The organism is Vibrio sp. Isolate25 (genome assembly GCF_022398025.1).
Lineage (GTDB): Bacteria > Pseudomonadota > Gammaproteobacteria > Enterobacterales > Vibrionaceae > Vibrio > Vibrio coralliilyticus_A.
Genome location: NZ_JAKEUT010000010.1, coordinates 57,591 through 69,246, shown reverse-complemented (window position 1 = coordinate 69,246; position 11,656 = coordinate 57,591). Strand labels below are relative to the sequence as shown.

11 protein-coding genes are annotated in these 11,656 nt (G+C 44.6%); 4 read left to right on the top strand and 7 right to left on the bottom strand.

The genetic code is table 11. The annotated features are described in order from the left end of the window. Positions 1-6 precede the first annotated feature (6 nt). From L1D15_RS16700 to rpsO, 7 genes are all read right to left on the bottom strand, one after another. Positions 7-258, bottom strand: a complete 252-nt coding sequence (locus L1D15_RS16700; protein ID WP_239838498.1) for a DUF1127 domain-containing protein — start codon at positions 256-258, stop codon at positions 7-9. A gap of 514 nt (positions 259-772) precedes the next feature. Further along, positions 773-2,107 carry a cyclic-di-GMP-binding transcriptional regulator VpsR gene (vpsR, locus tag L1D15_RS16695; protein WP_239868689.1) on the bottom strand — a complete coding sequence of 445 codons (1,335 nt, stop codon included), beginning with the start codon at positions 2,105-2,107 and terminating at the stop codon, positions 773-775. Between the two features lie 297 nt (positions 2,108-2,404). Next, positions 2,405-3,742 carry an MATE family efflux transporter gene (locus tag L1D15_RS16690; protein WP_239876474.1) on the bottom strand — a complete coding sequence of 446 codons (1,338 nt, stop codon included), beginning with the start codon at positions 3,740-3,742 and terminating at the stop codon, positions 2,405-2,407. 58 nt (positions 3,743-3,800) lie between these two features. After that, complete coding sequence (locus L1D15_RS16685; RefSeq protein WP_239876473.1) at positions 3,801-4,214, bottom strand: MarR family transcriptional regulator; 414 nt, start codon at positions 4,212-4,214, stop codon at positions 3,801-3,803. 108 nt (positions 4,215-4,322) lie between these two features. After that, positions 4,323-5,246 (bottom strand): lipoprotein NlpI, encoded by a 924-nt coding sequence (nlpI, locus tag L1D15_RS16680; RefSeq protein ID WP_239876472.1) that lies wholly within the window; start codon positions 5,244-5,246, stop codon positions 4,323-4,325. Positions 5,247-5,367: 121 nt separating this feature from the next. Continuing rightward, entirely contained in the window at positions 5,368-7,497 is a 2,130-nt protein-coding gene (gene pnp / locus L1D15_RS16675; RefSeq protein WP_239876471.1) for a polyribonucleotide nucleotidyltransferase, read from the bottom strand. A gap of 331 nt (positions 7,498-7,828) precedes the next feature. Further along, positions 7,829-8,098, bottom strand: a complete 270-nt coding sequence (gene rpsO / locus L1D15_RS16670; protein WP_006957756.1) for a 30S ribosomal protein S15 — start codon at positions 8,096-8,098, stop codon at positions 7,829-7,831. Between the two features lie 299 nt (positions 8,099-8,397). Here rpsO and mtnN point away from each other — a divergent pair, with 299 nt between their 5' ends. The 4 genes from mtnN (at position 8,398) to L1D15_RS16650 (ending at position 11,601) form a co-directional block, all read left to right on the top strand. Then, a complete protein-coding gene (gene mtnN, locus L1D15_RS16665; protein WP_239876470.1) occupies positions 8,398-9,096 on the top strand; it encodes a 5'-methylthioadenosine/S-adenosylhomocysteine nucleosidase in 699 nt (232 codons plus the stop codon). Between the two features lie 24 nt (positions 9,097-9,120). After that, positions 9,121-10,074: a cobalamin biosynthesis family protein gene (locus L1D15_RS16660; protein ID WP_239868702.1), complete on the top strand. Its 954-nt coding sequence runs from the start codon at positions 9,121-9,123 to the stop codon at positions 10,072-10,074. Positions 10,075-10,077: 3 nt separating this feature from the next. After that, entirely contained in the window at positions 10,078-10,899 is an 822-nt protein-coding gene (btuF, locus tag L1D15_RS16655) for a vitamin B12 ABC transporter substrate-binding protein BtuF (RefSeq protein ID WP_239876469.1), read from the top strand. Between the two features lie 81 nt (positions 10,900-10,980). Continuing rightward, entirely contained in the window at positions 10,981-11,601 is a 621-nt protein-coding gene (locus L1D15_RS16650; protein WP_239838507.1) for a TRIC cation channel family protein, read from the top strand. The last annotated feature ends 55 nt before the right edge of the window (positions 11,602-11,656 follow it).

Sequence of the window (11,656 nt, the reverse complement as noted above, 5' to 3'; positions counted from 1 at the left end):
TTTTAATTACGTCGGTATTCGCGCACTGAGTACTCGACGAAGATGACGAATACGGCGTTCAGCTTTTACGCTATCTGGTTCTGTATGACCGACAGGGCGACCGTCTCTTTCTAAACCTATATCACGTAATAAACGCTCATTTTCCCATGGGATATGGAAGGCACTGCGTCGAACTCGACGCTTCCACTCACGCTCTTCACGACGTAGGTCAGCTTTCACCAATAGCGTAGCAAGTTTTAGATATACAGAATGGCTCATGATAATTCTCCAGTTGGATGATAGACAGCTGGGAAAAGATCAACGAATAAACTGACAACAAAATGAGGACACTTTTAATTCGCTGCTTTTCCGCAGCCAATTAAAAATAAAAGGATACGGACTAATTACATTACTCGGGTAGATCTAGGATCACATGCAACAGACTTATCTTGTTTAGTCGCCATGATCGCTGAGTGATCGCAAGACGCAATGTTCAATGAAGTAGCTTTGAAATGTTTCATTGTGCGCCTCCTAAGTAACGTATTAATCCAAATAGAAAAGTGTTTCGGTTTATGAGCGTGTGCTCATGGTTAAATTCTATGCATCAACGATGATATTTCAACCACTTTGTTAGATAAAATTTAAATACAAGGTATTAACCTAAAAATAACCCAATAAAGCTTAATGACATAAGATATTCCACTAAGCAATATCAGATTAATCGACATATTAACTAGAGATAATATAGATACACACCAGTTAGCGTGTGACTTTATATAGCTAAAACAATTATTTATACCGTTGTGTCACTAATGAGGTTGTGCTTATTTAGCAATCGGTACATGGTCGCGCGTGATACACCCAACTCTTTTGCTGCCATCGACACCTGCCCAGAATGGGACTCTAATACCAGCAATAAAGCATCGCGCTCACTACGCTCACGAATACTCTTGAGGCTACGCTTACCATCGCTACGTTTAGGTAAATCTAGGTGTTGCTCATCCAACATCACCGTTTCAGACATCAAAACAATGCGCTTAATTTGATTCATTAACTCGCGAACATTGCCCGGCCAGTGGTAGCGAGTCAGAGCGCGGGTCGCTTCCTCAGTGTAGCTGCGAGCCTGAGCATTGTATTCTTTCGAATATTCCTGCAAGAAATGACGCGCCAATATCGCAATATCCCCTGCTCGCTCTTTTAAGCTTGGCACATTGATGCGCAAGACATTGATGTAGTGATAGAGTTCTTCATTGAAATCACCATCGATCAAGGCTTTTTCAATATCTGCCGAATTTGCCGCTAGGATACGCACATCTACTTCTTGGCGACCATTTATCGTTTCTATCGTACCTTCCTGAAGGAAGCGCAATAAATTCAGTTGCTGTGATTTAGGTAAGGTCAGAATATCGTTGAGCAGTATGGTGCCGCCATTGGCTTTCTCAAGAATAGAAGGCTCTGAAACATCATCACGATTAATACCAAACAAATCACTTTCAAGACGCCTTTCTGACATTGCACGGCAGTTTACTGAGATAAATTCTTTCTGCGCACGTGAAGAAGTTTTATGAACCGCTCGAGCCACAGTCTCTTTACCAGTACCACTCTCACCATAAATAAGAATACTGACATCAGTAGGGCCAATACGCTTGATCTGGTCACGTAAACGCTTCATGGGGATCGACTCACCAATCAATCCCATATCGTTATTGCTGCCATAATGTGGCCAGACTTTTTTCTCTAGCTTAAGCATTCCAAGTTGATGACCAATCGTGCCCAATAGCTGAGCATCCGGAATCGGCGCAGTGAAGAAATCGATACAGAAGTTAACAATAAACTGGCAAATGGTATCTGAGCTTAACTGCGATTCACGAATAAATGCGAGCCAACGGACTTGCTTGTGTGTGCTAACCAAATTCGCAATACCATTGAGGCTGAACTCATCATGGCTAAGATCGACGATGCCAATACAAGGCCCTGTTTCACTGAACAAAGCATCTGCTTTGCGTAAATCTGCACATTGAGTGCAACGCCATCCAACTTGCTCTAACACCGACAGCCAGGGCTCGTACGTACCACCGACAACGACAAGTGAACCAGGAATGGAGTCCATTCGGAACTGATTAGCCATGAAATGTATCCCTATTGATTCAAATTTTAATGCAATGCCCAGAGGCACATGAAATTCAGCCGTTACATTATAGAGACTCGGCAAGATAATCTGTCTCATCTATAAGACTAGCCAGTGAATTATATAAATTCCAAACAACAATTCGAACAACATTCAAAGTGAATATGCATTTCCAAGCACAAAAAGAGAGATTGAGCCAAAGCTGCTGTGCAATCTTCCTTGATATTGCAGGCATCAGAAACGAAAAAACCGGTATAAGTCTCACCTATACCGGATTCATTGCAAACACGACTTCTATTAAGCCATCACGTGTTCTGTCTGTTGTGTGTGATAGCGACGTACATCTCTTAATAGCATTAGCAACACCACAATACTGAGGGCAATATTGGATAATGGGTAAGCAATCCAAATACCCGGCACCCCCATCAGTTTCGGCATAACGTAAAGAAAAGGCAGTTGAATCAGCATATTACCTATAGTAACAAACATGGCTTTACTGCCTTTGTTAATCGCTTGGTAGTAGGCGCCTGTCACTACAAGGAATCCATCTAAAGCCAAGGCAAATATATGTAAACGGACACCTAATATCGTGTTTTCAATCAGTTTTTCATCGGAAGAATTAAATACCGAAACAAACTCGTTCGGAAAAATATTCAGCAATATGACAAAAACTAGGCCTAGCATCACAGAGCTCACCATTGCGACCTTAAGCAGCTTGCGAATGTTTTCTTGATGACGAGCACCATGGTTAAAACTCACCAAAGGCTGCATCCCATTGGCAATACCTTCCGCTGTTAAGTAGTAAACTGTAACGATGTAACCTAATATCGCGTAGGCACCAATCATGAGTTGATCGCCATACTGAGCAAATAAGCTATTATGCAATGCCACCATCACTGAACCATAGGCATACATAAAAAAGCTTGATGTACCAATAGAAAATATCTTTGGAACCAGTGCTACTCTCAATTTCAGCTCATGAAACCGAAGACGCAATTTGGCTCTCTCGGAAAAGAAGTACCCCACGCCCAGCAAAGTAACCACCATTTGGGCGATCCCTGTCGCGATTGCTGCTCCTGTTAATTCCCACTCAAGCCAAGCAATAAATAAGTAGTCGAGTATGATATTGATCACCGCTCCAACGACCATCAACAAAGTCGCGAGATTTGGGCTATCGTCGTTACGCAGCAAAAATGGCATCGCTATCGAACCAAGTGTAAACACACTGGCACCAATCAAAATATGCAGATACTGCAATCCCAATTCGAAAACTCGCCCTTGCGCGCCTTGCCAATACAAAAAGTCATCCACAAAGAAAAACAGCACACCTGATACCACGGGCGTGAGCGCAAGTAGCAACACTAAGCCTGTCGCCAAGGTTTGCTTTGCTCCTAAGGTATCCTTTTCCCCCTGACGAATAGACGTCATCGCTCCGGTACCCACTCCCACCAGCATACCAATACCAAGAATGGAACCAATAACCGGCCAAGCAACGTTGATGCCTGCTAATCCATCGGCACCGACGTAGCGGCCAATAAATACACCATCAACAACTTGGTAAAGACCGTTAACCAACATAGCGGCCACGGTTGGAATGGTGTATTTCCAAAATTGTTTATATATGGACGTTTGCATTTTCTCACCACAAGTTAGCCATGCTAACTAAATAGTTAAATTGAAAGGAGTTTTCCCATTAGCCTTTCAATGATTTTTCCAACAAAGACACGAGCTGTCCTGCTTCTTTGTCATTTAATTTACCCTTCATCGCTTGAGCAATATGCTGATATACCACCTGCTCTTTAGATAAGTCTTTTAATACCTGCTCACTAAGTACAACTCGCTTTGAGCGTGCATCCTCATGACAAGCCATACGTACAACCAAACCTTTCTTTTGTAGCCGAGCCACCATGTTTGACGCAGAAGGTTTGGTGACTTTCATCTCGTTAGCCAAATCGGTAATTCTGATCCCTTCCGGATGCTCTTCAATGGCCCGCAGATAATCATACTCGTTGAAACTCAATAACGATAATGGGTCTTCTTTTGCGTGCACACGCCACGCTTTAGCACAAAAACGCTCCAGTTCTACCAAACAATTCTCTAGTTCCATAACAACCCCAGAACATAGTTAGCAAGGCTAACTATGTTAATCTTAGCGTAGATTTTTGGCAATAAAAAACCGCTGCAAGGCAGCGGTTCCAATTGAAATAGCTAGTGACTACTTTAAACGGGCCTGTTTATTTTGGGAATCAGCCATCCCCTTTTGATGCGCGTCATCATAGATGCCCTGTAGTTCGAGAAATGCGTAGCGATGTTCAACATACTCAAAGACATTGAAAGAAATAGCCAGTTTATAGAATGAGATCGCTTTCGCTAGACCTTCATCGGTTCCTTGAGCTTGATAACGTTTACCTAAATAGAAATAAGCTTCCGTCAAGCGCTGAGCCAAAACAGTACGTTCCTTACTGGCTTCCGTGATGGCTTTAAAAGCCTCTCTCTCGGACACCTCACCTAAAACAATCCCGACTAAAAACCACCCCCACTGGTTGTCACGGTCCGCGTATCTAGACAGTAACTCTTCTTTCGCAACATTAGGGGAAACTTCAGACTTGACTATATATAACCAAAGCGCTCGGAAGGGGTCACTGGGATCCTGATCATAATGTAACTGCATGTCTTCAAGCGCTAGTTCAATTCGATCACCATAGTACAAAGCAATAGCACGATTTCTTGCCGCATATGAGTTATCTGGAGCTAACTCTAAAGCAGAATCAAATGCATCATAGGCGGCATCAAAGTTTCTATTCTCTGTGAAATAGACTCCTAACAAATTGAAGAGATCCGCCTGAGCAGGGTAGATTGCCAATGATTGCTCATAATCCAATCGAGCTAAGTTTCTCAAGCCAACATTATCATAATGATTTCCCCTTTCGTTAAGCATTTTAGCTCTCGTTTCATTGGGTAAATCGGGGCGCTGTAGCAGTTGGCTTAATCGGGCTATCTGTACTTCTTGTTGCAAAGTAGGCTGTAACGCTTCAACCATCGGCGGCAATATCCAATCAGGCTGCTGATCGAATACAGACGCACAACCGCCCGTCACTAACAATGCCAAACTAAGTGTTGCGGTTTGAAACCATTTCACAAATAAATACTCCTGTTGCTGAGCCTTTAACCCAGACTGGTCCGCATTAAAAAAGGGAGCGTAATGCTCCCTTTATAACATGCTTTTAGCACAATAGGCTAATACGCCATTGTTGACTAAATTATGCGTCAGCTACTGGTTTTTCTTCCGTTGCTTCTTCAGTCTTTTCTACGGCTTCTTTCATGCTTAGACGAACGCGGCCTTGACGGTCGATTTCAAGCACTTTCACTTGAACTTCTTGACCTTCAGCTAGGTAGTCCGACACTTTCTCTACTCGCTTGTCAGCAATTTGAGAGATGTGTACTAGACCATCTTTACCTGGCAGGATAGTTACGAATGCACCAAAGTCAGCTAGACGCGCTACTTTACCTGTGTAGATGCGGCCAACTTCAACTTCTGCTGTGATCTCTTCAATACGACGGATTGCTTCTTTCGCAGCAGCGCCTTCAGCAGAAGCAATCTTAATAGTACCGTCGTCTTCGATTTCGATAGTTGTACCCGTCTCTTCAGTTAGAGCACGGATAACGGCACCACCTTTACCGATAACGTCTTTGATCTTCTCAGCGCTGATCTTCATTGTGTGAATACGCGGAGCGAACTCAGAGATATCTTCACGAGCACCAGAAATCGCTTCATCCATTACAGATAGGATGTGCTTACGTGCACCTTGCGCTTGGTTAAGAGCAATTTGCATGATCTCTTTAGTGATACCTTCGATCTTGATGTCCATTTGAAGTGCAGTGATACCAGTGTTAGTACCTGCTACTTTAAAGTCCATGTCACCTAGGTGGTCTTCGTCACCAAGGATGTCAGAAAGAACAACGAAATCGTCGCCTTCTTTAACAAGACCCATTGCGATACCCGCAACAGAAGACTTGATTGGAACACCAGCATCCATAAGCGCTAGAGACGTACCACATACAGAAGCCATTGAAGAAGAACCGTTAGATTCTGTGATTTCTGATACTACACGTACTGTGTATGGGAATTCGTCTACAGATGGCATTACTGCAGCAATACCACGCTTAGCTAGTTTACCGTGGCCGATTTCACGACGCTTAGGAGAACCTACAAAACCAGTCTCACCTACACAGTATGGAGGGAAGTTGTAGTGTAGTAGGAAGTGATCTTTACGCTCACCAGTTAGCTCATCAATGATTTGAGCATCGCGCTGCGTACCTAGAGTCGCCGTTACTAGCGCCTGAGTTTCACCACGAGTAAATAGTGAAGAACCGTGAGTACGTGGAAGAACGCCAGTACGTACGTCTAGCGCACGAACCATGTCTTTTTCACGACCGTCGATACGTGGGTTACCTGCGATAATGCTGCGACGTACAACTGTCTTCTCTAGATCGTGGAAGATAGTGTGAATTTCTTTCGTGTTCGCTTCAGGATCTTCAGCAAGTAGCACTTCGTTTACTTCTGCCGCAATCTCATGGATGCGGTCGTAACGAGCCATCTTCTCAGTGATTTGGTAAGCTTCTACTAGCTTAGCTTCTGCAAGTTCAGCAATCTTGTTTACAAGCGCAGTGTTCTCTTCTGGAGCAACCCAATCCCAAGCAGGAGTAGCCACTTCAGCTTTGAATTCGTTGATCGCCTTGATCACAACTTGTTGTTGATCGTGACCGTAAACGACAGCAGATAGCATCTCTTCTTCAGTTAGGTTGTCAGCTTCTGACTCAACCATTAGAACAGCGCCTTCAGTACCTGCAACGACTAGGTCTAGCTTAGAAGTTTCAAGCTCAGTGTTGCTTGGGTTAAGCACTAGTTGACCATCTACGTGACCAACACGCGCTGCACCGATAGGACCGTTGAACGGGATACCAGAGATAGCAAGTGCTGCTGAAGTACCGATCATAGTTACGATGTCAGGTTGAACGTCTGGGTTTACAGACACAACTGTCGCGATAACTTGAACTTCGTTTTTGAATGCATCTGGGAATAGAGGGCGGATTGGACGGTCGATTAGACGAGCCGTTAGCGTTTCGCCTTCAGATGGACGACCTTCACGCTTGAAGAAGCCACCTGGGATTTTACCTGCAGCGTATGTACGCTCTTGATAGTTTACTGTTAGTGGGAAGAAGTCTTGACCTTCTACCGCTTCTTTTTTACCAACTACAGAAACGAATACTGCTGTATCGTCCATAGTCACCATTACTGCTGCCGTCGCTTGACGTGCGATAACGCCAGTTTCTAGAGTAACCGTGTGGTTACCGTACTGGAACGTTTTAACAACTGGTTTTTCGAACATTGTTATTCCTTGTTTCTAAACACATCATATGAATGTATTTAGAGTGTATTGATTGATACTCAAGGCATTACAAATCGCGACTAGTAAAAGTGAACTGAGATAGGCTGAATTCACTTTGAATAGTCGCGACCTTTTGGTCGACGTGGTTGACTGTAATGCTATGAGCTTTGTGAACAGACTCTGATCTTTTATTAAAGCATCGAGAGCATGCGGGCGTATTATAGCGGGATTAATTCTGTTTGGCTAAGTTATACCAACCAAAATAAGTAACTGGCAACAAAAAAGGGGCTAAAAGCCCCTTTTTCGACAAACTGCTCTATGCAGTCGCTAATTAGCGACGTAGGCCTAGACGCTTGATTAGGTCGTGGTAACGATCTAGATCTTTACCTTTTAGGTAATCTAGAAGCTTACGACGACGAGAAACCATACGTAGAAGACCACGACGGCTGTGGTGATCGCCTTTATGCGCTTTGAAGTGACCTTGTAGGTGGTTGATAGAAGCAGTCAGTAGAGCTACTTGTACTTCTGGTGAACCTGTGTCGCCTTCGCCACGTGCGTAATCAGCAACGATTGCTGCTTTAGTTTCTGCATTCAGAGACATAATTCTCTCCTAATAAGAGTAGGTTAAACGTTGTGCCAGCCAATCTCTGATTCAGCCGACACGAGGAGCGCGAATTATAGGGGATGAGCTCGGGTTAAGCAATAAGTATTTGGGGAGAACCAATCCAGCACCTATTCTTAACGATTAGGAAAACTCGCTTGAACAATAACGTCAGCCATTCTCAGTAAACAAACTCCGTACAACCCTACCGGGGCTTACATGAAGTCCATTCCGTTATGCCCCTTTTCTGTTACACTTAGCCTATCCAAACCTACCTATTTGAATTAACAGGATTCCTTATGAAAATCGGCATCATCGGTGCAATGGAGCAAGAAGTCTCTATTCTTAAGCAAGCTATTGAAAACTGCCAAGAAGCGTCTAAAGCAGGCTGTACTTTCTACGCAGGTCAGCTTAACGGTGTAGAGGTGGTGCTACTTCAATCTGGTATTGGTAAAGTCGCGGCTGCGATAGGAACCACTATTCTGCTGGATGAATACCAGCCTGACGTCGTGATTAATACAGGTTCTGCTGGTGGCTTTGACTCTAGCCTTAACCTTGGTGATGTTGTGATCTCAACGGAAGTTCGTCACCACGATGCAGACGTGACGGCCTTTGGCTACGAAATGGGCCAAATGGCTGGTCAGCCAGCGGCTTTCATGGCAGATGATAAACTGATGGATGTCGCTGAAAAAGCACTGGCGAAAATGGACGACAAACACGCCGTACGTGGCTTAATCTGTACTGGTGATGCATTTGTCGCAAGCGCAGAGCGTCAAGCCTTTATTCGCAAATACTTCCCTTCCGTTATTGCCGTTGAAATGGAAGCCTCAGCGATTGCTCAAACCTGTCACCAGTTCAAGGTACCATTTGTTGTCGTGCGTGCTATCTCTGACGTCGCAGATAAGGAAGCGGGCATGAGCTTTGATGAGTTCCTGCCATTAGCGGCTAAGAGCTCATCAGAGATGGTAGTAAAAATGGTTGATTTGTTAAAAGCTTAATCCTCTAGAGAGTGACTGATATTCATGGAAGAACTTTTTCATCAGTTGTACTCAAATGGAGCGCTCCTCGTATTATGGGGCGCTTTGTTGTTTCACCTTATCCTTCCTTTCCCTCGAGAAGCCCACCCTGCTATTTTATGGCATAAATTTGCTGAGCAACTGGCTGACAAGGTCAACACCAACTCCAGTTATTCGCAGAGTATGATCTCCGGTACTTTAGCGTGGTTGTTGATGACCATTCCTATGCTTATCGTGTTGATCGCCCTAAAACCTCTTGTCTGGCAAGCTCAGCTGTTTGAGCTGGCTCTGCTCTTGCTTGCCATTGATTGGCGCAACACCGATAAATTCACCGCACATTTTGTCGAAGCACTCGCAAGAGAGGATAAAGAACACGCAAGAATGCTCCTCAAGCCAATAGTAAATCGCTCAACCGACTCACTATCGCTACTCGGCCTAGGCAAAGCGGGCGCAGAAACCTTAATCATGTCCTACGGACGCAATGTCGTCGCTGTCCTTTTCTGGTACGCCATCGCAGGGGGGATTGGTGCCTTCATTTATCGTATGACCGTAGAACTGGCTCGCGCTTGGTCTCCATCTCGAGAGAAATTTTCTCCTTTTGGTCTACCTGTTATCCGTGCTGTCGCGGTATTAGACTATATTCCACTTCGCCTGTTTGCACTGGTCATAGCGTTAGGAAAACGAACCAGTGAAGTGTTTGCACTGTTGAAACAGCAAGCAAGCAGTTGGCCACTTCCAGGACCATCTTGGCTGATCATTTCAGTGGGTGCGAAGCAAGAACTATCGCTCGGAGGGCCTGCCATTTACGACGGGAAGAAATCTGTGCGAAGTAAGCTAGGTGGCAGAATAGCCCCTTCTGCGATCCACATTGCTCAGGTACAACGCTTACTGGCTTGGCGGATGTTTGCTTGGATATTAGTGCAGAGTGCGATCATGGGTTTAATCTATCAAGGCATTTAAATAATGACACGACTGTCCCTTATTTTATTTCTACTATTTCCAACCTTCAGCCACGCCGAGCCAGCCAAACGTGTAATCAGTTTGGCCCCCCACGCGACTGAAATGGCTTTTGCAGCTGGTCTGGGGGATAAACTTATCGCCGTGAGCGAGCATAGTGATTATCCCGAACAAGCAAAGGAAATAGAAAAAGTTTCTAACTATCAGGGAATTAAGCTAGAGCGCATTATTGCTCTTCAACCAGATTTAGTCATCGCATGGCCTGCTGGTAATCCACCAAGAGAGCTTGAGAAGCTCAAACAGTTTGGTCTCAATATTTACTTTTCCACCACAAATTCACTGGACGATATTGCCAAAAATATTGAGCAATTGAGTAAATATGCAGAAAATCCATCGATTGGGATCGAAGCCGCACAGCAATTCAGAGCTAAGCTTGCCGAATTCAAACAACGCTATCAAACTGAAATTCCGGTTTCGTATTTCTATCAGCTTAGCGAACAACCCATGATTACTGTTGCAAAACGAAGTTGGCCAAGCGAAGTGTTTTCCTTTTGTGGCGGCATCAATGTCTTTGAGAGCAGTTCAGCACCCTATCCGCAAGTGAGCACAGAACAAGTCGTATTAAAAAACCCGGATGTTATTTTTACTTCACAATCGGCCATAGCTAACACTCATCCATGGAATAAATGGAATCAGCAGCTTTCTGCCGTGAAGAACCACCAAGTTTGGTCTCTCAACTCTAACTGGTTGAACCGCCCGACCCAAAGAACGCTCAACGCGATCGAGGAAGTTTGCGAGCACTTCGATACAGTGAGACGAAATCGCTAACTTCTATACGCTCTGTTACCATACAATCCGCGTCGTTTTTGTCACTCAGTCTACTGAGCCTTTGTAAGAGATATTAGCCCCGTGAACTCCATGCTGCTTTATAGTGTCGATTTATTCGGCACCGCTATTTTCGCTGTATCAGGTGTACTACTCGCTGGCCGCTTAAAAATGGACCCTTTTGGTGTCGCCGTATTAGGCAGTGTGACTGCCATCGGTGGAGGTACAATTCGAGATATGGCTTTAGGCGCAACCCCTGTCTTTTGGATCACTGATACCAACTATTTGTGGACCATTCTCATCACTTGTCTGTTGACCATGATCATCGTCCGTCGCCCCAAACGTCTGGCTTGGTGGATTCTTCCTGTCTGCGACGCGATTGGCCTAGCCGTTTTCGTTGGTATTGGTGTGGATAAAACCATGACCTATCAAGATTCAGCCTTGGTTGCCATCATTATGGGTGTGATTACCGGGTGCGGCGGAGGGATCATTCGTGATGTTTTAGCTCGAGAAGTTCCTATGGTGCTGCGCAGTGAAGTGTATGCGACGGCCTGTATTATCGGCGGTGTTTTTCATACCACAGCACTCGCCATGGGCCATGATTCCGACACGGCTTTCTTGGCCGGCGTATTTTCTACCCTATTAATTCGTTTAGGCGCTATTCGCTGGCACTTGTCTCTGCCAACATTTGCGCTCAATCGTTAATTAAAGCGTTTAAACATAAAAAAGGTCACCGAGGTGACCTTTTGGCTTTGAGCGA

Bases quoted from the DNA above. Each gene is read 5' to 3' on its own strand.
- L1D15_RS16700 (WP_239838498.1), bottom strand. From the start codon at position 258: ATGAGCCATTCTGTATATCTAAAACTTGCTACGCTATTGGTGAAAGCT.
- vpsR (WP_239868689.1), bottom strand. From the start codon at position 2,107: ATGGCTAATCAGTTCCGAATGGACTCCATTCCTGGTTCACTTGTCGTT.
- L1D15_RS16690 (WP_239876474.1), bottom strand. From the start codon at position 3,742: ATGCAAACGTCCATATATAAACAATTTTGGAAATACACCATTCCAACC.
- L1D15_RS16685 (WP_239876473.1), bottom strand. From the start codon at position 4,214: ATGGAACTAGAGAATTGTTTGGTAGAACTGGAGCGTTTTTGTGCTAAA.
- pnp (WP_239876471.1), bottom strand. From the start codon at position 7,497: ATGTTCGAAAAACCAGTTGTTAAAACGTTCCAGTACGGTAACCACACG.
- rpsO (WP_006957756.1), bottom strand. From the start codon at position 8,098: ATGTCTCTGAATGCAGAAACTAAAGCAGCAATCGTTGCTGATTACGCA.
- mtnN (WP_239876470.1), top strand. From the start codon at position 8,398: ATGAAAATCGGCATCATCGGTGCAATGGAGCAAGAAGTCTCTATTCTT.
- L1D15_RS16660 (WP_239868702.1), top strand. From the start codon at position 9,121: ATGGAAGAACTTTTTCATCAGTTGTACTCAAATGGAGCGCTCCTCGTA.
- btuF (WP_239876469.1), top strand. From the start codon at position 10,078: ATGACACGACTGTCCCTTATTTTATTTCTACTATTTCCAACCTTCAGC.